We start from the raw sequence: 22,934 nt of genomic DNA, 5'->3' as shown, positions 1-22,934 counted from the left end.
TCTTGGGAAACGGTCACCGCGCCGGGCGTCGCCCGGTGGCCTTTCGGGCCCGCCGTCCGAATCCTCTCCGCCGCGACGAAGTGATTTCGCGGCCGGTTCACCACTGGCGGTGAATCCTCACCCGTGCCTGTCCGGGCCTGTCCGGGCCTGTCCGTGCCGGCCGGCGGGTCCTGGGCGTCGCCGACGACCTCGGTGCGCCGCCTGCTTCGTGCGGCCTGAAACACACCACCTGCTTCGTACGGGCCTGGAACGCGGGGCCTACCGCGTGCGGGCCTGAAACCGGGAACCGGCCCTGGCCGTTTCACCGTCCCGGAAGGGCTCCTCCATCGTGCGCAGCTGAGCCGGCGAGTGGGCCCGGAGGGGATGGCGCTGTGTCACCGGGGCTCTTCGAGCCCCCTCGCGGACCGTTCGTCGTCTGTCGCACACCGCTCGTCGCGCGAACACTCTCCGTACATCGACGACTATCCGCCGTTAATCGTGTCGCTCGGAAAGCGGCCCGCACGCGTTCGGGCGGGCCCTTAGTGTTCCCTCATCGGAGAGCGAGCCCGCGACATCAGGGGGGACAGGGCCGAAAAGGCCCGCACACGACCTGGCGCGTGGGCTCGGGTGGTCGTCGAGACACGATCACCCGGCCACCGGGTCCTGACCGGGGGGTGGGGCCCGGCGACCTCTGATACGACGGGACGCCCGCGTCAGCCCGCGGGCCGGACCGTGATCCGGCCCGCGGGGGCGGTCGGATCATGAGAACGGGCGTCCCGTCCGTTCCCGGCCCGGCTGTGTGGTCTGTTCCCGGCCCGGCTGTGTGGTCTGTTCCCGGGCCGGCCGTGCGGTCTGGCGGTCTGGCGGTGCGGCCGGACCGCACCGGTCACGTGAGGGAAATGCCGTCCGTCGGGGATCCGGTGTCGCGGAGCTTCTTGAGCAGCTCGATGTCCTCGCGGTGTTTCTCGGCGCCGCCCGGCGTCTCGATGCAGAGCGGCACCCCCGCGGCCACCGGGTGGCGCATCAGGTCGGCGAACGGCTGCGCGCCGATGTGGCCCGCGCCGATGTTCTCGTGGCGGTCCTTCTTGGAGTCGCACACGTCCTTGGAGTCGTTGGCGTGGATCAGCTTCAGGCGCCCCGGCGCGATCGCGTGCAGGGCCTCGAGGGTCTCCCCGACCCCGCCGGGGGCCGACAGGTCGTGGCCCGCGGCGAAGGCGTGACAGGTGTCGAGGCAGACACCCGCCTTCGGGTGCCACTCCAGGGCCTCGAGATAGGGCTCCAGATCCTGGACGGTGGCGCAGAGCATCGACCCCTGCCCCGCCATCGGCTCCAGCAGCAGGTCGGGACCGTCGTCGGGGATCTCCTCCAGCAGCGGCAGGAGATGCTCGTGCAGCTGCCGCATGGCGTCGTCGCGCGACTGGCTGACCGCCGACCCGGTGTGGATCACCATTCCCTTGGCGCCGATGTCTCTGCCGCGCCGCAGGCCGTGCCGCACGGTGGCCACCGACTTCTCCAGCGTCTCGGCGCTGGGGGAACCCATGTTGACCAGGTACGGCGCGTGCACGAAGGACAACATGCCTGATTCGAGCAGCTTGGTGTCCTGTGCGCGGTTGCCCACGGCGAGCGCCCAGCCGCGGGGGTTGGTGACGAAGACCTGGATCATCTCGGCACCGATGTCTGAGGCGTACTGCAGCCCGCCCTTGGCCAGGCCGCCGATGACGGAGACGTGTCCGCCGATGGGAGAGAGAGGAGTCATGTTGACGTCAGTGTAGGTGTTGCGCGGGACCGTTTCCGGTTCCGCACCGCGGTTCCCCGGGGGCCGTATCGCCCGGCCCATCCCGGTGGCCGTGCCGTCCGGCCCGTCCCGGTGGCCGTATCGCCCGGCCCGTCCGGCCCGTCCGGACCGCCATGCCCGCTGTGCCCGCCGCCCCTCCGCCACGCCCTCGGCCCTCCGGCCGTGCCGGGGCGCTCCGCACGGGGGGTCGCCTGGTCGCGGCGGGGCGGACCGAGGGGCGGCGGGTCCGCGCCGTCGATGGCCTGGCCGACGGTGACCGGCTCCACCCGCTCCAGGAGGCGTTCGTCGAGTGCGGCGCCGTCCGGTGCGGTTTCTGCACGCCCGGTCTTGTCGTCCAGGCCCACGACCTCCTCGAACGGGTACCGCGGCCGTCCGGTACAGAGACCGGTACGGAGATTCGCCTACGCCGTGACCGGCCCGGTGCGGACCCTGGTCTTCGGCACCCGGCGGCCGCCGCCGGCCCGGCTGCCGGTCGGAGGCGAGACCGTCGTCGAGGACGACGAGCTGCGTACGGTCGCCCAGGACCGGCTGGGCCGCGCGGGCGCCGAGGTGCGCCGCCGCCTCATGCGCCTGGCCGGGGAACAGATGTGATGATGGTCGTCCATCGCACCGGATTCCGGCACGCGTCCCGGGCCGCTCGCACCGGCGGGGAAGGCGTGCCCGCCGATCCTCCACCAGGGAGCAGGGTTGTTTAAGTCGGGATATGTCGTTATTGCTCCGGACAAGTTCAAGGGGTCGCTGACCGCCGCGGAGGTCGCCACGCGAGTGGCCGCGGGCCTCGGACCCGGGGTCGACGCGGTCGTGCTGCCGGTGGCCGATGGCGGGGACGGCACCGTGGACGCGGTCGTGGCCTGCGGGTTCACCCGGGTCGAGGTCGAGGTCACCGGTCCCGTCGGGGAGCCGGTCACGGCCGCCTACGCCTGGCGCGACGCCCGCGCCGAGGGCGAGGTGCCGACGGCGGTCGTCGAGCTGGCCGAGGCGTCCGGCCTACGGCGCCTCCCGGCCACCCCCTCGCCCGCTCCGGGCACGACCGGGCCGGCCGAGGCGGCTGCCGGGCCGGCCGGGGAGCCGGGCTCGCCCGCCCACCGGGGCGTCGCACTCGCCCCGCTCACCGCGACCAGCCGGGGCGCCGGCGAGCTCATCGCCCATGCCCTGCGGCGCGGTGCCCGGCGCGTCGTGCTCGGCCTCGGCGGCAGCGCCTGCACCGACGGCGGCTCGGGCATGATGGGGGCACTCGGCGTCCGTTTCCTGGACGCCTCCGGGCAGGAACTCCCGCCGGGCGGAGCAGCCCTGCGCGATCTGGAGCGGATCGATGTCTCCGGGCTCGTCCCGCTCGACGGGGTCGAGTTCGTCGTCGCGGGCGACGTGGACAACCCGCTGCTCGGCCCGAACGGCGCCGCGGCCGTGTACGGCCCGCAGAAGGGTGCGAGCCCGCAGGACGTGAGGACGCTCGACGCCGCCCTCGCCCGGCTCGCCGCCGTCGCCGCCCACACCCACGGCCTGGTCGGCGCCGTCGAGCACGACGGTGTCGTGCGCGCGATGGGAGTGGCCGGACAGCCCGGCGCCGGCGCCGCCGGCGGGGTGGGCTTCGCCGCGCTCGCCTTCCTGTCCGCCGGATTCAGGCCCGGGATCGACTACCTGCTCGACCTTCTCGGCTTCCGCGACCGGCTCGCCGGTGCCCGCCTCGTCATCACCGGCGAGGGGTCGCTGGACGAGCAGACGCTGCGCGGCAAGGCCCCGGCGGGGGTCGCGGCCGCCGCCGCCGAGGCCGGTGTCCCGGTCGTCGCGGTCTGCGGCCGGCGCACCCTCGGTGACGCGGAGCTGGCCGCGGCGGGCATCACGGCGGCGTACGCGCTCACCGACATCGAGCCCGACCCCGCCGTGTGCATGGCCAAGGCCGGCCCGCTGCTCGAACGGCTCACCGGGAAGATCGCGGAGAACCACCTGTAGCGGGGCGCCCCGTACGGCGGCCCCCGCAAACCTCGGCCCCGGAAACCGTGACCCCCGGAGACCGCGACCCCTGGAGACCGCGGATCCCGGTCCCGGAGCCCCGGACGGGGCCCGGAACCGGGATCGGGAAGGGACGCTCAAGGCCAGATGGTCATCTCAGTGCCAGATGGTCACCTCGGTGCCGGAGGGAGCCGGCTGACCGCCCGCCGGGGTCTGGGCCAGGACCCGTCCCCGGCCCAGGGCTTTTTTCACCTTCACCCGCATCCCCGCCGTCTGAAGTTCCTGGGTGGCCGCCTTGACGTCCTTGAACACGATGTTCGGGATGACGACGACGTTCCCGCCGGGCTCATTGGGGTTCTGCCCGTTGTTCTCCCAGGGCCAGTGCCATTCGGGGTTGCTGCACTGTGAGAGGGTCAGCCGGACCACGGCACCCCGGTCGACCTCCGCGCCGGGCTGCGGGTCCTGGGCGATGACGGTGCACGGCTGGGCGGCGTCGACCTGCTCGACGAACTCGGGGACGAAACCCGCCGCGCGCAGTGTCTGGTCGGCCTGGTCACGCGGCATGCCCTTGATGTCCGGCATGACGAGGCCCGCGCTGACGACCAGATTGACCTTGGTGCCCTCCTTGACCTGGTTGCCCACGGCCGGGCTGGTGCGGATCACCTGGTCGCGGGGGACGGTCTCGTTGGGCTGCCTGCGGACGCTCCCGGGGACGAGCCCCGCCTCCGACAGCTTGACGCGGGCCTCCGGAGCGCTCAGCCCCACCACGTTGGGCACGGCGATCCGCTTGGGGCCCGCCGAGGCGATGAGGATCAGCTTCGCCCCCGGCTCGGCCTCGGTGCCCGAGGCCGGTTCGGTGCGCAGCACGTTGCCCTTGGGCACCTTCTCGTCGTGCTCGGCCTTGCCCTCCTCGACGACGAAGCCGCGCTGCTTGGCCTCGGCGACGGCGAGGGTGATGTTCTGCCCGATCAGGTAGGGCACCTTGATCGAGGTCTCCTGCGAGAACAGCCAGCCGGTCACGCCGACCGCGGCCACCATCACGACGGCCAGCGCGATCAGGAACCACCGGGCCCGCGGGCCGCGGCGCTCCCTGGCCGGTGCCGCCGGGACCGGCGCCGGTGGCGCCGCGGGCGACGCCTGGCCGCCGGCGGGGCTGGTGAGCAGCTCGGCCCTCGGCTGGATGAGGGTGTGGTTGACCGGCGCGGGCGGGGTGGACGCCGGGTGGACCTGCGTGGCATTCGACGGGCCGGCGACGGGGGGGATCGCCGGCACCGGGCCGCTCTCCCTGGGGAGCATCCGGTGCGCCTCGACGGCGGCGACCAGCAGCGCGGTGGCGTCGGCCGGCCGACCGGCCGGGTCGCGCGCCGTCGCCTGGGCCACCAGCGTGTCGAGCAGCGGGGGCGAGCCGGGCAGCAGCGCCGAGGGTGCGGGCACGGTGTCGTGCACATGCCGGTAGGCCACCGACATCGGCGTGTCACCCTCGTACGGCTGGCGGCCGGTCAGCAGCTCGAACAGCATGATGCCGGCCGCGTAGACGTCGCTGCGGGCGTCGGCGGCACCGGCGGTCACCTGCTCGGGCGACATGTAGCCGATGGTGCCGATCATGACACCGGTACGGGTCTGGTTGGTCGCCTCGATCGCGCGGGCCAGGCCGAAGTCCACGACCTTGACCCGCCCGTCATCGGCGATCAGCACGTTCTCCGGCTTCACGTCGCGGTGGACGAGGCCGGCCTGGTGGGCGGCGCCCAGCGCGGCGAGGATCGGGATCATCACCTCGAGCGCCTCGCGGGCGGGGAACCTGCCCCGGGCACGGAGCACGTCGCGCAGGGTGCGCCCCGGGACGTACTCCATCGACAGGTAGACGTTGCCGCCGTCCGTGCCCTGGTCGAACACGTGCACCACGTTGGGGTGCGAAAGGCTCGCCACCGACTTCGCCTCACCGATGAAACGCCGCACGAAGGCGGGATCCTCGGCCAGCGAGCGGTGCATGACCTTCACGGCGACCGTGCGGTCGAGCCGGATGTCCAGGGCCAGATAGACGGTCGCCATGCCGCCCCGGGCGATCCGGGACTCGACGCGGTAACGCCCGTCGAGGAGTTTCCCGACCAGGGGGTCAGTAAGCGTCGTGTCCACGTGCCCGAGTTTACGGGCGATTTGAGGGCCGCCGGGTCCGCGAATCCCAAACCGATGCCGAGACGTGGTCGTTTTCTATCGATGAAGCGGTGAGGACGCCTCCGCGTAGCGACGCCGGGGTATCCGCCCGGCCAGGCGGGCCGCCCGGCCCGCGCCGACCGCCGACCGCATGGCCTGCGCCATCAGCTCCGGCTGCCGGGCCCGGGTGACCGCCGTGGCGAGCAGCACCGCGTCGCAGCCCAGCTCCATCGCCAGCGCCGCGTCACTGGCCGTGCCGATCCCGGCGTCCAGGATGACCGGCACGTTCGCGAACTCCACGATGAGTTCGATGTTGTGCGGGTTGCGGATGCCGAGCCCGGAGCCGATCGGCGCGCCCAGCGGCATCACCGCCGCGCAGCCCGCCTGTTCCAGCCTGCGCGCCAGCACCGGGTCGTCGCCGATGTAGGGCAGCACCGTGAACCCGTCGGCGACCAGGCGTTCGGCGGCGTCGAACGTCTCGATGGGGTCGGGCAGCAGGGTGCGCTCGTCGGCGATCACCTCCAGCTTCACCCAGTCGGTCTCCAGCGCCTCCCGAGCCAGCCGCGCGGTCAGCACGGCCTCCCCGGCCGTGAAGCAGCCCGCGGTGTTCGGCAGGACCTTGATGTCGCGCCTGCGCAGCACGTCGAGCACCGAGCCGCGGGCGGCGGGGTCGAGCCGCCGCATCGCGACCGTGGTCAGCTCGGTCCCGGAGGCGGCGAGCGCGGCGTCCAGGACCTCCAGGGAGGGTGCGCCACCGGTGCCCATGATGAGGCGGGAGGAGAACTTCTCCCCGCCGATGATCAGATCGTCGTTCATGTCCGTCACCCTCCCTGCACCGCCGTCAGCACCTCGACCCGGTCGTCCTCGGCGAGCGCGGTGGAGTCCCACCCGCCCCGGGGGACGACCTCGTCGTTCACCGCGACGGCCACCCCGCTCCTGTTCTCGGTCAGTATCAGCACGGCCTGCGCGACGGTCGCCCCCGCGGGCAGTTCGTGCGCGATCCCGTTGACGGTCACTTTCATCGGCGCTCCTGGAAACGGAGGGGAGAGCAGATCGCGGAGAGCTCCGGATCGGCCGTGTCCGAGCAGAGGTCGGCGGTGAGCGGGGCGAGCAGCACCCCGCCCCGGTGGTGGCCGGTGGCCAGCCACAGTCCCGGCACGGCGGCCGGGCCGACGAGGGGCAGGTTGTCCGGGCTGCCGGGGCGTAGTCCCGCCACCACGTCGGTCACCTCGAACTCCGTCACGCCGGGGACGAGCTCCCGCGCGTCGCGCAGCAGCTCCCACAGCCCGCCGGCGGTGACGCGGGTGTCGAAGCCCATCTCCTCCTGGGTGGCGCCGAGGACGACCTCCCCGTCCCCCCGCGGCACCAGGTACACGTACGAGCCGTGCACGGTCCCGCGCACGCATCGCCGCAGGATCGGCGCGGAGGAACGCAGCCGCATGATCTGGCCCTTGACGGGACGCACCGGGGGCAGCGCCTCGGGGGGCAGTCCGTCCAGGGTCGCCGACCACGCGCCGGCCGCCAGCACGACCCGGTCGGCGCCGACGGTCTCGCCGGTCTCCAGCCTCACCCCGGTGACGGTGCCCGCCGTCGTGACCGCCCCGGTGACACGGGTCCGGAGCAGGGTGCCCCCGGCGCGCTCCAGCGCGGACAGCAGGGCCACGACGACCCTCCTGGGGTCGACCCAGGCGTCTTTGCCGGCCAGCATGCCGCCGCGGACGGCGGGGGCGAGCATGGGTTCGAGGCGGCGGCACTCGCGGCCGGTCAGGCGTTCGGCGGGCAGCCCCAGCTTGGCGACGAAGACGGCCAGGTCGTCCAGCGCGGCCAGGTCGTCGGAGCCGAAGGCGACGTCGAGGGTCCCCTCGGTGCGGTAGTCGACGTCGTGCCCGCTCGCCTCGGCGAGCTCCGCGGCGAAGGCGGGCCACCGCTCCAGGGAGGCCAGGCCCAGCCGGAGCAGCGGTTCCTCGGTGTAGGTGACCTCGCTGACCGGCGCCAGCATGCCCGCCGCCGCGTGCGAGGCCCCGGTGCCCGGCTCGGGGTCCGCCACCGCGACCCGCAGGCCGCGTCCGGCCGCGCGCCAGGCGACCGACAGTCCGATCACGCCCCCGCCGATGACGAGGACGTCGAAATGATGTGCCATGCGTACTCCGCTCCCTTCGCCGGTATGACCCGGATCAGGTTCCTGGCGGTCGAGGGCTCGCCCGCGGTCTCGCCCGGATCCCGCGTCCCGTCCCGATACCGTCCCGGCCGCGCGCTCGCGCGGCGCGGTCTCCGGCACACCGGTGGTCCGCTGGGGTCCTCGCGCCCGCAGCCCTCCTCTCAGCCCGGTGCGTATCCGGGCTCCCGCGCGTCTTCCTCCTCCACCCTAAGGGCTCGCGTACCGCACCTAGCGCGTGGGATGTGAGCTAAATACCGTTTTCGTTACCAACGACCGTTGGTAGGAGGTACCCGCTGGCGCTTATCGTCGTGAAGTGTGAATCATGTCGTGGTGGTTGGGGCCGGCCTCGCCGGTGTGCGCAGCGTCGAAGCCTTACGGGCCCGCGGGTTCGGCGGCACGATCACGATGATCGGTGAGGAGCGGCACCGTCCCTACGACCGCCCGCCCCTGTCCAAGGGCGTGCTGCTCAGGGAGACCGACTCCACGATCGTCGACTCCGACCTCGACGCGCTCGAGGTCGACTTCCGTCCCGGCGTGGTCGCCAAGGGGCTGCACTCCGGTGTGGTCGAGACCACGGAGGGCGAACTGGCCTACGACGGCCTGGTGATCGCCACCGGCGCGCGGCCGGTCCGGCTGCGCGGCGACGGCCCCCAGCACGTCCTGCGCACCATCGACGACGCGCTCGAACTGCGCTCCCTGCTCACCGCGGGAACCTCGGTCGTGATCATCGGCGCCGGCTGGATCGGCGCCGAGGTGGCCACCGCCGCGCGCAGGGCGGGCTGCGCCGTGACCGTCGTCGAAGCCGCCGCCGCGCCGCTCGCCGCCGCGCTCGGCCAGGTCGGCGCGCACACCGTCCCCTGGTACGCGGAGGCGGGCGTCGACCTGCTCCTGGGTTCCCTGGTCGCCTCCGTCGACCAGGGCGGCGTCACCCTGGCCGACGGCTCCGTGATCGAGGCCGAGGTGGTCGTCACCGGCGTGGGCGTACGTCCCGCCACCGACTGGCTGGCCGGCTCCGGCATCCGGCTGGACAACGGGGTCGTCACCGACGAGCACCTGCGCACCTCGCTGCCGGACGTCGTCGCCGCCGGAGACTGCGCCGCCTGGTGGTCACGCCGTTACGGCCGCCGCCTGCGCGTCGAGCACTGGGACACCGCGCTGAGCGCCCCCGAGGTGGCCGTGGCCACCTTGATGGGCGCGGCCGCGGTCTACGACCCGGTCCCCTACTTCTGGTCCGAGCAGTTCGGGAACATGGTCCAGTACGCCGGTGACCACGACGGTGCCCGCATGGTCGTGCGCGGCGACCCGGCGGCCCCGGGGAAGGCCAGGTGGGCGGTGTGCTGGGTGACCGGCGACGACCGGCTCGCCGCCGTCCTGGCGGTCAACCGCCCCCGCGACCTGCTCCAGGGGCGCCGTCTCATCGAGAGCGGCCAGCGGCTCGACACCGGCCGCCTGGCCGATCCCGCGGTGCCGTTGCGCGACTGCACGCCGGTCTGACCCCGCTGCCAGGTGTTTGGTACGGGGCGTGATGTGGTAGTGGTGGGTTCGTGACGCTTTCTGTTGCGCAGATCGACCGGGAGACCGACCAGCTGGTGGGCGAGTGGCTCACCCTCACCGAGGTGGCCGCCAGGCTCAACCTCAGCACCGGTCGCGCAAAGCAACTTCTCAAGGACCACAAGCTCATCGGGGTACGCAGGGACGGTGGGGGGCCACAGGTGCCCGCGGCGTTCATCGCCGGAGGCGATGTCGTCAAGGGGCTGCCCGGCACCCTCACCGTGCTGCTCGACGCCGGATACGACGACGTCGAGGCCCTCCGCTGGCTCTTCACCCCGGACGACACCCTGCCGGGTTCGCCGGTCGACGCGATCCGCGCGGGCCGCCACACGGAGGTCAAGAGACGTGCCCAGGCCCTCGCTTTCTGACGCGCGGCTGTACCTGTGCACCGACGGGCGGCGTGAGCGGGGCGACCTGGCCGACTTCCTCGACGCCGCCCTCTCGGGCGGGGTCGACATCGTCCAGCTCCGGGAGAAGGGCCTGGAGGCGCGGCAGGAACTGGAGCTGCTGTCCGTCTTCCGCGAGGCCTGCGACCGGCACGGCGCGCTCCTGGCCGTGAACGACCGGGCGGACATCGCGTACGCGGTCCGCCCCGACGTGCTCCACCTCGGCCAGGACGACCTGCCGGTGGCCGTCGCGCGCGACCTGCTCGGCGACGACATCCTCATCGGGCGTTCCACTCACGCCCCCGAGGAGGCGTCCGCCGCGGCCGTCGAGCCCGGCGTCGACTACTTCTGCTGCGGCCCGATCTGGCCCACGCCCACCAAGCCCGGCCGGGCCGCACCCGGCCCCGACCTGCTCAGACACGCCGCCGCGTTGCCGACCGGCCGACCCTGGTTCGGCATCGGCGGCATCGACCTCGCCAACCTGGACGAGGTCATCTCCTACGGCGTGCGACGGGTCGTCGTCGTACGGGCCATCACCGAGGCCGACGACCCCAAATCGGCGGCCGAGGAGTTCAAACGGCGCCTGGCCGCCGCCTGACCCGCGTCCGGGCGGCCCCTCCGGCCGCCCGGACCCCGCCATGTCCCGCCATGTCCCGGGTGTCCCGGTGGATCCGCGGTGTCGTACTCCGCCCCGCTCGCGGCCGGCCGGCCGGTCAGGTGCGGCGCGAGGTCGCGGCCACGGCCAGGCCGGCCAGGGCCGCCCGGGCGTCGTCCGCGATCGGGGAGCCCTCCAGCGAGACGAGCGCCTCCTCCAGATAAGCCTTGATCATCTCCTCGCACGCCGCGAGGGCGCCGGTCTCCTCGATGATCTGCCGCAGCCGGTCGACCCCGGCGGCGTCCAGCTCCGGGTCGCCGAGCGTGTCGCGCACCACCGCGGCCTGCTCGGGGGAGGCTGCGGCGAGCGTGCGGGCGATGAGCATCGTCCGCTTGCCCTCCCGCAGGTCGTCGCCCGCCGGCTTGCCGGTCTCCTCCGGATCGCCGAAGACCCCGAGGACGTCGTCGCGGAGCTGGAAGGCGATGCCCACGCACCGCCCGTAGTCCTCGCAGAGCCGGTCGATCCACGGCCGCCTGCCCTGTGCGGCGAGCACGAGGCCGAGCCGCAGCGGCTGCTCCACGGAGTACTTGCCGCTCTTGAACAACGCCACGCGCAGCGCGCTGTCGAAGGTGTTCTCGCCGTGCGCCTGCTCCAGCAGGTCCAGGTACTGGCCGCACATCAGCTCGGTGCGCATGTCGTCGTAGACCTGCTGGGCCGCCTCCAGCGAGGCCGGACGCAGCCCGCTGGTCCGCCACATCTCACCGGACCAGATCAGCATCAGGTTGCCGAGCAGGATGGCCGCCCCCTCGCCGAACTGTTCGGCGGACCCGCGCCAACCGGCCTTCCTGTGCAACTCCTCGAACCTGCGGTGCGCCGAGGGCATGCCCCGGCGCAGGTCGCTGGCGTCCATCACGTCGTCGTGCACCAAGGCGCTGGCCTGCAGCAGCTCCAGCGACGCGGCGGCGGCGAAGATCGCCGGATCGTCCGCGTCGCCGCCAGCGCCACGCCAGCCCCAGTAGCAGAAGGCGGGCCGTAGCCGCTTGCCGCCCGACAGGAAGTCCTCCGCCGCGGCGACCACGGGCGCCAGCTCCGGGGCACCCACCTGAGGACGCTGCCGGTCGACGAACCGCCGGAGAGAACGCTCGACCTCGGTGCGGATGAGGTCGAGCGCGGCTACAGAAGCGATCATCGAATCTCCTTGAGCGTGGAGACCCCGGGCCTCGGCCCTGGGCAGGGAACGCGGCATGGCGCCGTCCGGCGGATTTCTCGAAAGTCTGAACAACCTTGGCATATGGGGCGTTGCATTACGTAACGTGACGCAGCTCGTGAAGCATACGGACAATCTTTGTTTCTACCCGATTCCTCCGAAGTCAGGAGAACCTGCCCGGGTATCCGGCCGTGGGGGAACGGCCATCCGCGCGATGAGACCAGTACCCTGGACCCATGGCTCTGGGTCGCCCGTCCGTTCTCCCCGATCGCGTTCCCACCGTCCGCGAGCTTCTCGCCGCCGGTGCCCGGTCGTTCTCCTTCGAGTTCTTCCCCCCGAAGACCGACGAGGGGGAGCGGCAGCTCTGGCGCGCCGTCCGTGAGCTGGAGGCGCTGCACCCCACCTTCGTGTCCGTCACCTACGGTGCCGGCGGCAGCACCCGCGACCGCACGGTCGACATCGTGGAGCGCATCGCCCATGAGACCACGCTGACCCCGGTCGCCCACTTCACCGCCGTCAACCACTCCGTCCGCGAGCTGCGCCACCTGGTCGGCCGGTTCGCCGGGGCGGGCGTGCGCAACATCCTCGCCGTGCGGGGCGACCCGCCCGGTGACGTGACGGGCGAGTGGGTGCGCCACCCCGAGGGCGTCCTGTACGCCGAGGACCTGGTCCGGCTGATCCGCCAGGCGGGCGACTTCTGCGTGGGCGTGGCCGCCTTCCCGTACAAGCACCCGAGGTCGGCCTCGGTCGAGTCCGACACCGAGTACTTCGTGCGCAAGTGCCGCGCGGGCGCCGACTACGCGATCACGCAGATGTTCTTCCGCGCGGACGACTACCTGCGGCTGCGCGACCGGGTGGCGGCCAGGGGCTGCGACACCCCGATCATCCCCGGCATCATGCCCGTCACGCAGCTGAGCACGATCGCCCGGTCCGAGCAGCTCTCCGGCGCGCCGTTCCCGCCCGAGGTGGCCGCCAGGTTCGAGGCCGTCGCCGACGATCCCGCCGCGGTGCGCAGGCTGGGCATCGAGCACGCCGCCGAGCTCTGCCAGACCCTGCTCGACGAGGGCGCTCCCGGCATCCACTTCATCACCTTCAACCGCTCCAGCGCGACCCGCGAGGTCTTCCAGGCGCTCGACCCCGTGCCGAGCGCGGCCTCGCTGCCCGCCTGAGCGTTCCGGCGCGCTCCAAGCCGCCCGTCGCCGGCCGTCCCGCCGGGCCGTCCGCCGTCGAGGAGGGCGGCCCGGAGTGCGAGTGCCCCCGCCGCCCACCGGTGCGCCGCCGGCTCAGTCGCGCAGCGGCAGCACGGTGCCCAGGATCGCGTAGTGCTCGTAGCCGCCGGGGAAGACGAACCGGGTGAGCAGGTCGACGAAGCCGATGCTGCGGTAGAGGTGCCGGGCCGCGGTGGGCCGGTCACGGGTCGACAGCACGGCGGTGCGCTCCGCGCGGTCCGCGCACAGGCCCCGCACCAGCCTGCGGCCGATGCCCTTGCCCTGGTAGTCGGGGTGCACGTGGATCTCGGCGAGTTCCAGCGCGTCGCCCAGCCACCCGCGGGCGCTCGCCTCGCCGTTCTGCTCCGCGAGGGCCCGGCTGACCACGTCGTGCCACCACTGCCCCGGGACGCCGTGGAAGCCGTAGGCGACGCCCACCGGCGTGCCGTCGGAGCGTTCGGCGAACAGGCACGCGAACCCGGGGTTGGCGGCGTGGTTGCCCATGATGACCTTGCGGCCGGCGATCTGGTCGGCGGGCGGGTTCATCGCCGCCACGTAGACGTCGAGGACCGCGTCCAGCCGGAGGGTGAACTCATCGGGGTCGATCCGTCGCAGTCCGATCACGCGTCGCACCCTAGCAAAACAGACATCTTGCCGGTCAGTAGGAGGTATGAAAGCGACGTTCAGCGTTTTTTATGGGATTTTTGGCAGGGTTTTCGGTAGCCGCGTCCGCCGCCCGCCGCGCCGTGACGGCGGGTGCGGCGGGCGGCGGCGCACGGCGGCGACCGGCGTCACTCGACCTCGACGGGGGTGCCCCCGGTGAGGCGGACGAGCTCGTCGAAGGACGTGGGGAAGACCGTGTGCGGGTGACCGGCGGCGGCCCAGACCACCTCGTGCTTGCCCAGCCAGGTGTCGACCAGGGTCCGGATCGGGGAGGGATGGCCGACCGGGCCCACACCGCCGATGACCTGGCCGGTGGCCGCGCGGACGAAGTCAGGGCTCGCCCGCCGCACCTTCGCCGCGCCGACGGCCCCGGCGACCAGGTCGGTGTTCACCCGATGGGCTCCGCTGGTCAGCACCAGGAGCGGCTCGCCGTCGGCGTCGAACACCAGGCTGTTGGCGATGGCGCCGACCTCGCAGCCGAGCTGGGCGGCCGCCGCGGCGGCGGTGGGTGTGGCCTCCGAGAAGACCACGATCTCCCCGGGGACGCCGTGCTCCCGCAGGACCGCGGCGACCCTCTCGACGTTGGGATGAAACTTTTCTGGCACGTGGCCACTCTAAACAGATTGACCGCCGATCGCCGCCCCGTGAACCGCGGCGGACGCGGGGGTCCGTCCTGATCCGATCGCTAGCGATACGAGGAGTTGGTGCAAGGTGAGAGGTGGACGGCGACTCGGGGCGGCCGCGCTGATGACGGCCGGAGCGGTGCTGCTCTCCACGGCGGGCGCCACCGCCGCCCAGGCCGTGACGCCGGCCACGGCACCGGCGGCGACGGCCGTCGCGGGACAGGCGGACACGCAGGCCGAAGCGTCCCTGTTCGCCGCTCCCGGCAAGACGCTCAAGCTCGGGGCGAAGGGTTCGGCGGTGAAGACGCTCCAGACCCGCCTGGCCGAGCTCGGCTACGCGCCGGGCCGGATCGACGGCAACTACGGCGGGGCGACCCTGGCGGCGGTCTGGGCCTTCCAGAAGGTCAACGGCATCACGCCGACCAGCACCGTGGCGCGCAGGACCTGGGACGCACTGGAGACGCCGCGGGCCCCGAAGGTGCTCGTCCCGGGCGGCAAGCCGACCCGGGTGGAGGTGAACCTCGCCACGCAGGTGATGGTCCTCTACGTCGGCGGCGCGGTGAAGCTGGTCAGTCACACCTCCTCCGGCAGCGGGATCCCCTACTGCGAGACGGCCACCTGGGAGGGGAAGACCCAGAGGTTCTGCGGCGACGCCCGCACGCCGACGGGTGACTACAAGACGACCTGGCGCCGCGACGGCTGGCACCGCTCCTATCTGGGCCAGCTGTACAACCCGATCTTCTTCAACGGCGGCATCGCCTTCCACGGCGCGCTCTCGGTGCCCCTGACACCCGCCTCCCACGGATGCGTCCGGCTGCCGATGCACGTGGCGGAGGTCCTTCCCGGCCTGCTCGGCACGGGTGTTCCGGTGCACGTACGGGGCAGGTTCGCCCGGTAGCCGCGCCGGCCGCGGACGAGGCCCCGGGAGATCTCTATCTCCCGGGGCTTTCTCGTTCTCCGGGAGATCGAACTTTTGTTCGTGGTTTCACTTGACACCTTTAGTGATCGAATTTATGTTCGATGTAATGACGCGGGGCTCGCGGCCCGTGTCCAGGGCGGTAGACCGGGCCCGTCGTCGTCGGCGGCGGCGATCGGGCCGGGTCACGCCGGACGGGGAGAGGGGAAGCTCCTCGTCCGGCCGCCCGGCGAATTGTCGGTGAGGTCTGCGAGTGTGGTATCACCGGCGAAAACGCTGGGAGCCGCTTGCGACCAAGGAGGCTGAAGCACATGACCCCTCGGCCCGGCGATTCAGGTGGGCCCCGGCTGTCACCCACGGTGCGGGCGCATCTAGCCGACGCGCGCGACTGCCTTGAAGAGGCCGCCGCCGCCAAGACCTCTGCCACCCGTTACGTCGCCGCGCACATGGCGGCGCTCAGGGCTGCCGCGGCGGTCCTGGCCGCGCGGCCACGTCCCATGCAGGGCCGCAGGCGCAGGCTGCGCAGCGCCTGGGAGCTGCTGCCGGAGGCCGAGCCCCGGCTGGCCGACTGGGCGCCCTACTTCGAGACCAGCGCCGCCAAGCGGGCCTCGGCCGAGGCCGGGGTCACCCGGGTGATCTCTCCGCGAGACGCCGAGGAGCTCATCTCCGAGGCCGAGCGCTTCGTCACCGAGGTGGAGACGATGCTCGGCGTGCCCGCCCAGCCGATGCTACCGGCCCGCGTCCCCCTCGCCGGATAGCTCCCCGGCCGAACAGTCCCCCGCCGGTCATCGGACCGCCCGTCGGCCGCCGGGCGGTTACCGCGGGACAGTCCGCCCCCGTCGGCCGCCGGGCGGAGCCCCCGGCCGGCTCTCCTGCCGACGTTCCCGCCCATCTCAGGCGGCCGAGGAGCTCTCGCGCGCCGCCCGGTGGCGCAGCAGCAGCATGGCCGCGTCGTCGCCCAGCGGCCGTCCCACGTGGCGCAGCAGGTCCGCGCGGAGCGCGTCGAGCGAGCCCTGCGGGTCGTCCCCGCTCAGCAGATGCGCTCTCGTCGCCAGCGGGTAGAACCGCCCGCTCCCGTCGCGGGCCTCGATGACCCCGTCGGTGTAGAAGAGCACCTGGTCGCCGGGTTCGAACGGCACGATGTAGGGCACCGGGTCCACCGCCTTCAGCGACCCCATCCCCAGCGGCAGCGCCTCGTCCGGCGGCTCGGCGAACCAGCGTCCGCCCTCGGCGTCGAGCACCATGGGCGGCGGGTGGCCGCAGTTGATGACCGTGATCGTCGATCCGCCGTTGATCTCGGCCAGCACGGCGGTCACGAACTGCTCGCCCGACAGCTCCCGGGTCAGGGCGTTCTCCAGCCGTGCCACGACCCCCTGGAGCCTGCGCTCGTCGTGGGCCGCCTCGCGGAAGGCGCCGAGCACCACCGCGGCGGTCTCCACCGCCTCCAGGCCCTTGCCCTGGACATCCCCCACGATGACCCGCACCCCGTGCGGAGTGGTGACGACCTCGTACAGGTCGCCGCCGATCCGGGCCTCGGCGGTGGCGGAGGTGTAGGAGACGGCCACGCCGATCTCGGGTCCCGCCCGGCGCGGCACCGGCCGCAGCAGCACCCGCTGGGCGGCCTCGGCCACCGAGCGCACGTCGGCGAGCTGCCGCTCGTGGCGGAGCCGGCCGGCGCTGGCCAGCACGCTGGCCACCGTGACGCCGAGAATGGCGATCATCGTGATGTTGGTGCGCGGAGACCAGAGGATGTCGTTGTAGACGCCGAGCACGACGCACAGCGCGAGCGCGATGACGCCCACCGCCGTGGTGCGGGCCAGCCCGCAGGCGACACTGGCGAAGGCGGGACCGAGGGCGAGGAGGGGGAGGAGCCCGGCCGTGGGACCGGAGGCGAAGTCGATGAAGGCCACCACGGCCATCACGACGAACGGCAGGAGTTTGAGCGTCTCCTGGGTCTTACTGGTGCCGATCGACGTCAGCAGCCTGAGGAAGGCGCGGGTCCTGGTCGATCCCAGGGACGCCATGACGGCGCGCAGACGGCTCTTGAGGCGCGCTTGAGAGTGATCGTGCCGATCCTCCCCGGGGGCCATGTCCACCACATCTCGCTAAGTGCATGTTTGCCTTTTCCTACCACAGCGACGGTCGTCTGCGGCGGCGTGAAGGCCACGTTTAGCTGAGAGCAAGATTTTCGGCGGGGTGGGCACGCCGGCCCCGGCGCACCCACGACCGGACGGGCCGTCAGAAGGACTCGACGGCGCGGCGCGCCTCGGGGTCCAGCACCCCCCAGCCGATGAGTTCCTCGGTCAGTTCGCTGGGGGACTTGTCGTAGATCACGGCGAGGGAGCGCAGGTCCTCCTGGCGGATGGACAGGACCTTCCCGTTGTAGTCGCCGCGCTGGCTCTGGATGGTCGCCGCGTAGCGGGCGAGGGCACCGGCCTTCTCCTTGGGGAGCTGGGCCAGGCGCTCAAGGTCGATCACGAGCTTCGGCGTCGGGCCGAGGGGGCTCGGGGCGGCGCCGCCGGGAAGCAGCTCCGAGACCGGCACCCCGTAGAAGTCGGCCAGCTCGGCGAGCTTCTGCACGGTCACGGCGCGGTCGCCGCGCTCGTAGGAGCCGACCACGACCGCCTTCCAGCGCCCGCGGGACTTCTCTTCGACCCCGTGCAGGGACAGGCCCTGCTGGGTGCGAATCGCGCGGAGTCGTGCACCCAGCGACTTGGCGTACTCAGACGGCATCGTGTTGGCCCCCCGGCTCTCTATGTACTGCTCTCACATTGATTGTGCTACCTCGCAACTTATGACCCGACCACCGGGCCGGTGCCTGGGGTAGGCACCATCGGTGACCGGAGCGTCGGGGTTCACCCGATAACGCCGCGAGGTGTGGTTACGGACAGTGACGGTAAAGCTGTGGGCGCCTAAGGTCAAGCTGATTGGAAAAAAGATGGCGATTCCGATCCGATGCGGTCCGCCTTAAATGTCAGACTTGTCCTATTCGACATGGTGAATCTTCGCTCTTCCCGGTCTCACGGGCGGATCCGCGTTTCCGGAGCGGGCCGGAGTCGAGATCGTCGCCGGCCCGGCGGAGGAGTATGATCTTCATGGACGTGGCGCGGTGAGACGTCCGGATGCGACGTTTCCGCCGTCCGGTCCGGGTCAGATCCCGTCGCGTTCGAGCGGGCAGCTCATGCAGCGCGGGCCGCCCCGGCCCCGGCCGAGCTCGCTGCCCCGGATGGTGATCACCTCGATCCCGTTGGCGCGCAGGTGGTTGTTGGTGGTGGTGTTGCGCTCGTACGCCACGACCACGCCCGGCCGTAGGGCCAGCACGTTGCATCCGTCGTCCCACTGCTCCCGCTCGGAGGCGTAGACGTCCTGGGTGGGGGTGAGCACCTTGATGTCGTCCAGGCCGACGGCGTGCGCGATGGCCCGGTGCATGTCCTCGGGGGCGTGGTCGGTGATCTTCAGCTCCTTCTCGCTGTCGCCGGGCTCGACCGTGTAGGAGGGCAGCATGCCCAGTCCCGCGTACTTGGTGAAGACGCCCACGTCCACGTTCGTCATGACCGTGTCCAGGTGCATGAACGCCCGGGCCTTGGGCATGTCCAGCGCGACGATCCTCCTCGCGGCCCCCCGGGCGAACAGGTTGCGCGCGAGCATCTCGACCGCCTGCGGCTGGGTGCGCTCGCTGATCCCGACCAGCACCGCGCCCCGGCCGAGGACGAGCACGTCGCCCCCCTCGATGGTGGCGGGCGCGGCGGGCGTGCCCGGCATCCAGACGTCGTAGCCGCCCTGCCGTGCCCGGTCGTACCCCGCGGCGAAGAGCGGGTGGTAGCGGTAGACCGCCTCCATGTTCACGGTCTCGCGGCGGCGCGCCTTCTTGCGCATCGCGTTGACGGAGACGCCGCCGTAGATCCAGCAGGAGGGGTCCCGGGTGAACAGGTGGTTGGGCAGCGGGGGGAGCACGAACTCGTCCGGGCCGAGCGTGTGGAAGGCGAGGCTCGCCGGGTCGGTGCCCGCCTCCACCAGCTCGCGTTTGGTGATGCCGCCGATGAGGTAGCGCTGGAGCTCGGCGGAGTCCATCGCGTCGAGGGCGTTGCGGATCGCGTCGACGGCCATCGGCCCGAAGAAGCGCTCGTCGACGATGCCGTCCAGGATGTGCTTGCGCGCCTCGGGGATCTCCACCGTCTCGCGGAGCAGGTCGCCCAGCAGGTGGACGGTGACGCCCTGGCCGGCGAGCACCTTCTGCCACTCCTCGTGCTCCTCCACGGCACGCTGCACCCACAGCACGTCGTCGAAGAGGAAGTCGTCCTTGTTCGACGGCGTGAGCCGTTTCAGCGCCAGATCGGGCCGGTGGATCAGGACCTGGTGGAGCCGGCCGACCTCGGAGTCGACGTGAAAGGTCATCTCTCTTCCTCCGCAGTCCTTCGCAGTCCTTCGGGGCGGTGACGGGATCTCCGGGAGGCGCCGCCCGGCGTCGCGCCGGGCGGTCGTCCGTCGCACCTCACACTGATCTCGTCTGGTCTCATGGTGGTATCGCCGGGTTCCACGGTGGCGCCGGTGCGGAATCCGCCGTGGGACGGTGCGGCGGGCGGGGATCCCGGACGGTGCCGGCATGGAACTCCGGAAGATGCGGACACCGAACGCACTACCCGGTGAGTACCCCGGGAAGCCGGGGAAGATCGGATTATTTATCCCCATTTATGGGAACAAGCCACCGTCTCCTCGTCGGCCGCGTGCGCCGCCGCCGTCCGTCCGCGCGGTGCCGGGCGGCTCCCGGGCGCCGTTCACCGAGGTCGCGGCGGGGAGGGTCGGTTCGGAGCAGCCGTCGCGCGGCTGATACCGTGAGGTCATCGACTTCCTTTAAGACCCGTCCCGTGAGGCGGGAAAGGCGGTGTTCCCCTTGGCCGATGCCATTTCGCATGCGCGCGGCGGCGCGCGTGCCGTCCTCGACGGGCCCGACATCAACCGGGCCCTCATCCGTATCTCCCACGAGATCCTGGAGCGGACCAAGGGCGGTGAGAACGTCGTCCTGCTGGGCATCCCCACCCGGGGCGTGCATCTGGCCCACCGCCTGGCCGCCCACATCAGGCAGTTCGAGGGCCGCTCGGTCCCGGTCGGCTCCCTCGACGTGACGATGTACCGCGACGACCTGCGCCTGCGTCCGGCCCGCGCGCTGGGCCGCACCGAGCTGCCCGCCGACGGCATTGACGGCAGGCTCGTCGTCCTCGTCGACGACGTGCTGTACTCCGGCCGCACCGTCCGCGCCGCGCTCGACGCGCTCAACGACCTGGGCCGCCCGCAGGCCGTGCAGCTGGCCGCCCTGGTCGACCGCGGTCACCGGGAGCTGCCCATCCGCCCCGACTACGTGGGCAAGAACCTGCCGACCTCCAAGGCCGAGAGCGTCAAGGTCTACCTGGAGGAGAACGACGGTCGCGACGCCGTCCTGCTGCTGAAGGAGGAGGACGGAAGGTGAGACGGCACCTCATCTCGGCGGCCGACCTGAGCCGCGACGACGCCCTGCTGATCCTCGACACCGCCGACGAGCTGGCGAAGATCTCGGAACGCTCCATCAAGAAGCTGCCGACCCTGCGCGGCCGGACGGTGGTCAACCTCTTCTTCGAAGACTCCACCCGGACCAGGATCTCCTTCGAGGCCGCGGCCAAGCGCCTGTCGGCGGACGTCATCAACTTCTCCGCCAAGGGCTCCAGCGTGTCCAAGGGCGAGTCGCTCAAGGACACCGCGCTGACCCTGGAGGCCATGGGCGCCGACGCCGTGGTGATCCGCCACAGCGCCTCCGGCGCGCCGCACCGGCTGGCCGGCTGGGTGCGCGGCAGCGTCGTCAACGCGGGCGACGGCACCCACGAGCACCCCACCCAGGCCCTGCTCGACGCCTTCACCATGCGCCGCCGCCTCGGCTCGCTGGAGGGCAGGCGGGTCGCCATCGTCGGCGACGTGCTGCACAGCAGGGTCGCCCGTTCCAACGTGCTGCTGCTGGCCACGCTCGGCGCCGAGGTGACCCTGGTCGCCCCGCCGACGCTCTTCCCGGTCAGCGTCGGCTCCTGGCCGTGCGAGTTCTCCTACGACCTCGACGCGGTGCTGCCCAAGTCCGACGTGGTGATGATGCTGCGCGTGCAGCGCGAGCGGATGAACGCGGCGTTCTTCCCCACCGAGCGGGAGTACAGCCGCCGCTACGGCCTCGACCGCGACCGCGTCGCCCGGATGCCCGACCATGCCCTCGTGATGCACCCCGGCCCGATGAACCGGGGGATGGAGATCGCGGCCGAGGTGGCCGACTCGCCGCGCTCGACGATCGTCGAGCAGGTCGCCAACGGGGTGACCGCACGCATGGCCGTCCTTTATCTGCTGCTCGGCGGGGCCGAACTCGGGGGAGAGAACTGACATGAACGACCGCACCCAGAACTCCGCCGGGGGGCGTGGCGGCTTCCTCATCAGGGGCGCGCGGCTCCTGGGCGGCGAGGCGACCGACATCCTGGTCCGCGACGGCGTCGTCGCCGCGATCGGGCGGGGGCTCCAGGCCCCCGGGGACGCCGAGGTCGTCGAGGCGGCGGGCCTGGTGGCCCTGCCCGGCCTGGTCGACCTCCACACCCACCTGCGCGAGCCCGGCCGGGAGGACGCCGAGACCGTCGCCACCGGCACCCGCGCCGCCGCCCTCGGCGGCTACACCGCCGTGCACGCCATGGCCAACACCGAGCCGGTCGCCGACACCGCCGGCGTCGTCGAGCAGGTCTGGCGCCTGGGCCAGGAGGCCGGTCACTGCGACGTGCAGCCCGTCGGCGCCGTCACCGTGGGCCTCGCGGGCGAGAGCCTGGCCGAGCTCGGCGCGATGGCCGACTCCGCCGCCCGGGTCCGGGTCTTCTCCGACGACGGCAAGTGCGTCTCCGACGCGGTGCTCATGCGCCGGGCGCTGGAGTACGTCAAGGCGTTCGACGGTGTCATCGCCCAGCACGCCCAGGAGCCCCGCCTGACCGTGGGTGCGCAGATGAACGAGGGGGCGGTCTCCGGCAGGCTGGGCCTGACCGGCTGGCCCGCGGTCGCCGAGGAGGCGGTCATCGCCCGCGACTGCCTGCTCGCCGCGCACGTCGGCTCGCGCCTGCACGTCTGCCACGTCTCCACGGCGGGCTCGGTCGAGATCATCCGCTGGGCCAAGTCCAAGGGCTGGGACGTCACCGCCGAGGTGACCCCGCACCACCTGCTCCTGACCGATGACCTGGTGGAGGACTCCCCGGTCGGCTCCTACAACCCGATCTACAAGGTCAACCCGCCGCTGCGCACCCACGCCGACGTTCAGGCGTTGCGCGAGGCCCTGGCCGACGGCACGATCGACTGCGTGGCCACCGACCACGCCCCGCACCCGGTCGAGGACAAGGAGACCGAGTGGGCCGCCGCGGCCATGGGCATGATCGGCCTGGAGACCGCGCTGCCGGTCGTGCAGGAGGCGATGGTCGACACCGGACTGCTCGACTGGGCGGGTGTCGCCGAGCGCATGTCGTACGCCCCGGCCAGGATCGGCAGGCTCACCGGGCACGGGCGGCCGATCGAGGTGGGCGAACCGGCCAACATCACCCTGTACGACCCGGCCGTGCGGGCCGCGGTCGACCCGGCGGGCTACGCCTCCAAGAGCCGCAACACGCCGTACGAGGGCCGGACCCTGCCGGGCCGCGTGGTGGCGACCTTCCTGCGCGGCAGGCCGACCGTCCTCGACGGGAAGCTCGCGTGACGGCGTCCGCCCGCCGCGCGTCC

Annotated in this window: 22 protein-coding genes and 1 pseudogene; 12 read left to right on the top strand and 11 right to left on the bottom strand. The window is 72.4% G+C overall.

Features of this window, described 5'->3' with window-relative positions; all coding sequences use genetic code 11:
- Positions 1 to 865: 865 nt before the first annotated feature.
- On the bottom strand, positions 866 to 1,735 hold the full coding sequence (locus tag F4562_RS07195) for a deoxyribonuclease IV (protein WP_184543603.1): 870 nt from the start codon (positions 1,733 to 1,735) through the stop codon (positions 866 to 868).
- 152 nt (positions 1,736 to 1,887) lie between these two features.
- Here F4562_RS07195 and F4562_RS34685 point away from each other — a divergent pair.
- From F4562_RS34685 to F4562_RS07180, 3 genes and pseudogenes are all read left to right on the top strand, one after another.
- Positions 1,888 to 2,139 (top strand): annotated as a pseudogene (locus F4562_RS34685) (2Fe-2S iron-sulfur cluster-binding protein); the annotation flags it as partial.
- 43 nt (positions 2,140 to 2,182) lie between these two features.
- Positions 2,183 to 2,365, top strand: coding sequence for a hypothetical protein (locus F4562_RS07185; protein WP_246474682.1), 183 nt, complete (start codon positions 2,183 to 2,185; stop codon positions 2,363 to 2,365).
- Positions 2,366 to 2,461: 96 nt separating this feature from the next.
- Positions 2,462 to 3,724 (top strand): glycerate kinase, encoded by a 1,263-nt coding sequence (locus tag F4562_RS07180; protein ID WP_184543605.1) that lies wholly within the window; start codon positions 2,462 to 2,464, stop codon positions 3,722 to 3,724.
- Between the two features lie 156 nt (positions 3,725 to 3,880).
- Here the strand turns inward: F4562_RS07180 and pknB are convergent, their stop codons facing one another.
- From pknB to thiO, 4 genes are all read right to left on the bottom strand, one after another.
- On the bottom strand, positions 3,881 to 5,857 hold the full coding sequence (gene pknB / locus F4562_RS07175; protein ID WP_184543607.1) for a Stk1 family PASTA domain-containing Ser/Thr kinase: 1,977 nt from the start codon (positions 5,855 to 5,857) through the stop codon (positions 3,881 to 3,883).
- Positions 5,858 to 5,932: 75 nt separating this feature from the next.
- Positions 5,933 to 6,691, bottom strand: a complete 759-nt coding sequence (locus tag F4562_RS07170; protein WP_184543609.1) for a thiazole synthase — start codon at positions 6,689 to 6,691, stop codon at positions 5,933 to 5,935.
- A 5-nt stretch (positions 6,692 to 6,696) separates the two neighbouring features.
- Positions 6,697 to 6,897: a sulfur carrier protein ThiS gene (gene thiS, locus F4562_RS07165; RefSeq protein WP_184543612.1), complete on the bottom strand. Its 201-nt coding sequence runs from the start codon at positions 6,895 to 6,897 to the stop codon at positions 6,697 to 6,699.
- Positions 6,894 to 8,015 (bottom strand): glycine oxidase ThiO, encoded by a 1,122-nt coding sequence (thiO, locus tag F4562_RS07160; RefSeq protein WP_184543614.1) that lies wholly within the window; start codon positions 8,013 to 8,015, stop codon positions 6,894 to 6,896. Before thiO ends, thiS begins: the two co-directional genes overlap by 4 nt.
- Positions 8,016 to 8,360: 345 nt before the next feature.
- Between thiO and F4562_RS07155 the strand changes: the two genes are divergently transcribed.
- Genes F4562_RS07155 through thiE form a run of 3 tightly spaced genes read left to right on the top strand, consistent with a single transcriptional unit; the run spans position 8,361 to position 10,568 of the window.
- Entirely contained in the window at positions 8,361 to 9,527 is a 1,167-nt protein-coding gene (locus F4562_RS07155; RefSeq protein ID WP_375782483.1) for an NAD(P)/FAD-dependent oxidoreductase, read from the top strand.
- Between the two features lie 50 nt (positions 9,528 to 9,577).
- Positions 9,578 to 9,952, top strand: coding sequence for an Rv2175c family DNA-binding protein (locus F4562_RS07150; RefSeq protein WP_184543618.1), 375 nt, complete (start codon positions 9,578 to 9,580; stop codon positions 9,950 to 9,952).
- Positions 9,930 to 10,568 carry a thiamine phosphate synthase gene (thiE, locus tag F4562_RS07145; RefSeq protein ID WP_184543620.1) on the top strand — a complete coding sequence of 213 codons (639 nt, stop codon included), beginning with the start codon at positions 9,930 to 9,932 and terminating at the stop codon, positions 10,566 to 10,568. Before F4562_RS07150 ends, thiE begins: the two co-directional genes overlap by 23 nt.
- A gap of 115 nt (positions 10,569 to 10,683) precedes the next feature.
- On the opposite strand, the gene F4562_RS07140 is transcribed toward thiE, so the two are convergent.
- Positions 10,684 to 11,754: a polyprenyl synthetase family protein gene (locus tag F4562_RS07140; protein ID WP_184543621.1), complete on the bottom strand. Its 1,071-nt coding sequence runs from the start codon at positions 11,752 to 11,754 to the stop codon at positions 10,684 to 10,686.
- 254 nt (positions 11,755 to 12,008) lie between these two features.
- Here F4562_RS07140 and metF point away from each other — a divergent pair, with 254 nt between their 5' ends.
- Positions 12,009 to 12,941, top strand: coding sequence for a methylenetetrahydrofolate reductase [NAD(P)H] (gene metF, locus F4562_RS07135; RefSeq protein WP_184543623.1), 933 nt, complete (start codon positions 12,009 to 12,011; stop codon positions 12,939 to 12,941).
- A gap of 114 nt (positions 12,942 to 13,055) precedes the next feature.
- Here the strand turns inward: metF and F4562_RS07130 are convergent, their stop codons facing one another.
- Positions 13,056 to 13,604 (bottom strand): GNAT family N-acetyltransferase, encoded by a 549-nt coding sequence (locus F4562_RS07130; RefSeq protein ID WP_184543625.1) that lies wholly within the window; start codon positions 13,602 to 13,604, stop codon positions 13,056 to 13,058.
- A gap of 167 nt (positions 13,605 to 13,771) precedes the next feature.
- On the bottom strand, positions 13,772 to 14,248 hold the full coding sequence (locus tag F4562_RS07125; protein ID WP_184543627.1) for a YbaK/EbsC family protein: 477 nt from the start codon (positions 14,246 to 14,248) through the stop codon (positions 13,772 to 13,774).
- A gap of 106 nt (positions 14,249 to 14,354) precedes the next feature.
- Between F4562_RS07125 and F4562_RS07120 the strand changes: the two genes are divergently transcribed.
- Together F4562_RS07120 and F4562_RS07115 are read left to right on the top strand one after the other, a co-directional pair.
- Positions 14,355 to 15,164 (top strand): L,D-transpeptidase family protein, encoded by an 810-nt coding sequence (locus F4562_RS07120; RefSeq protein WP_311734090.1) that lies wholly within the window; start codon positions 14,355 to 14,357, stop codon positions 15,162 to 15,164.
- A gap of 329 nt (positions 15,165 to 15,493) precedes the next feature.
- The gene (locus F4562_RS07115) at positions 15,494 to 15,940 is read left to right on the top strand and encodes an SAV_6107 family HEPN domain-containing protein (protein ID WP_184543629.1); all 447 of its coding nucleotides are present in this window, start codon (positions 15,494 to 15,496) and stop codon (positions 15,938 to 15,940) included.
- Between the two features lie 135 nt (positions 15,941 to 16,075).
- Here F4562_RS07115 and F4562_RS07110 read toward each other — a convergent pair whose 3' ends face one another.
- The 3 genes from F4562_RS07110 to F4562_RS07100 all read right to left on the bottom strand — a co-directional run bounded on the left by F4562_RS07110 (position 16,076) and on the right by F4562_RS07100 (position 19,577).
- Positions 16,076 to 17,206 carry a PP2C family protein-serine/threonine phosphatase gene (locus F4562_RS07110; protein WP_184543631.1) on the bottom strand — a complete coding sequence of 377 codons (1,131 nt, stop codon included), beginning with the start codon at positions 17,204 to 17,206 and terminating at the stop codon, positions 16,076 to 16,078.
- 214 nt (positions 17,207 to 17,420) lie between these two features.
- A complete protein-coding gene (gene bldD / locus F4562_RS07105; protein ID WP_030910010.1) occupies positions 17,421 to 17,915 on the bottom strand; it encodes a transcriptional regulator BldD in 495 nt (164 codons plus the stop codon).
- Positions 17,916 to 18,332: 417 nt separating this feature from the next.
- A complete protein-coding gene (locus F4562_RS07100; protein ID WP_184543632.1) occupies positions 18,333 to 19,577 on the bottom strand; it encodes an arginine deiminase in 1,245 nt (414 codons plus the stop codon).
- Positions 19,578 to 20,073: 496 nt separating this feature from the next.
- On the opposite strand from F4562_RS07100, the gene pyrR reads away from it, so the two are divergent.
- The 3 genes from pyrR to F4562_RS07085 are packed head-to-tail and all read left to right on the top strand — an operon-like array spanning position 20,074 to position 22,911.
- Positions 20,074 to 20,646, top strand: coding sequence for a bifunctional pyr operon transcriptional regulator/uracil phosphoribosyltransferase PyrR (gene pyrR / locus F4562_RS07095; RefSeq protein ID WP_221207371.1), 573 nt, complete (start codon positions 20,074 to 20,076; stop codon positions 20,644 to 20,646).
- The gene (locus F4562_RS07090; RefSeq protein WP_184543634.1) at positions 20,643 to 21,572 is read left to right on the top strand and encodes an aspartate carbamoyltransferase catalytic subunit; all 930 of its coding nucleotides are present in this window, start codon (positions 20,643 to 20,645) and stop codon (positions 21,570 to 21,572) included. The genes pyrR and F4562_RS07090 overlap by 4 nt, the downstream gene beginning before the upstream one ends.
- Before the next feature lies 1 nt (position 21,573).
- Positions 21,574 to 22,911: a dihydroorotase gene (locus F4562_RS07085; RefSeq protein ID WP_184543636.1), complete on the top strand. Its 1,338-nt coding sequence runs from the start codon at positions 21,574 to 21,576 to the stop codon at positions 22,909 to 22,911.
- The last annotated feature ends 23 nt before the right edge of the window (positions 22,912 to 22,934 follow it).

The sequence above is a fragment of the Streptosporangium becharense genome (assembly GCF_014204985.1).
GTDB lineage: Bacteria > Actinomycetota > Actinomycetes > Streptosporangiales > Streptosporangiaceae > Streptosporangium > Streptosporangium becharense.
The sequence above is the reverse complement of the archived record's forward strand: the minus strand, read 5'-3'. Positions and strand labels throughout refer to the sequence as shown.

Coding starts and splice junctions, on each gene's coding strand:
- F4562_RS07195 (WP_184543603.1), bottom strand. CDS start 1,735: ATGACTCCTCTCTCTCCCATCGGCGGACACGTCTCCGTCATCGGCGGC.
- F4562_RS07170 (WP_184543609.1), bottom strand. CDS start 6,691: ATGAACGACGATCTGATCATCGGCGGGGAGAAGTTCTCCTCCCGCCTC.
- thiS (WP_184543612.1), bottom strand. CDS start 6,897: ATGAAAGTGACCGTCAACGGGATCGCGCACGAACTGCCCGCGGGGGCG.
- thiO (WP_184543614.1), bottom strand. CDS start 8,015: ATGGCACATCATTTCGACGTCCTCGTCATCGGCGGGGGCGTGATCGGA.
- F4562_RS07140 (WP_184543621.1), bottom strand. CDS start 11,754: ATGATCGCTTCTGTAGCCGCGCTCGACCTCATCCGCACCGAGGTCGAG.
- metF (WP_184543623.1), top strand. CDS start 12,009: ATGGCTCTGGGTCGCCCGTCCGTTCTCCCCGATCGCGTTCCCACCGTC.
- F4562_RS07115 (WP_184543629.1), top strand. CDS start 15,494: ATGACCCCTCGGCCCGGCGATTCAGGTGGGCCCCGGCTGTCACCCACG.
- F4562_RS07110 (WP_184543631.1), bottom strand. CDS start 17,206: ATGGCGTCCCTGGGATCGACCAGGACCCGCGCCTTCCTCAGGCTGCTG.
- bldD (WP_030910010.1), bottom strand. CDS start 17,915: ATGCCGTCTGAGTACGCCAAGTCGCTGGGTGCACGACTCCGCGCGATT.
- F4562_RS07100 (WP_184543632.1), bottom strand. CDS start 19,577: ATGACCTTTCACGTCGACTCCGAGGTCGGCCGGCTCCACCAGGTCCTG.
- F4562_RS07085 (WP_184543636.1), top strand. CDS start 21,574: ATGAACGACCGCACCCAGAACTCCGCCGGGGGGCGTGGCGGCTTCCTC.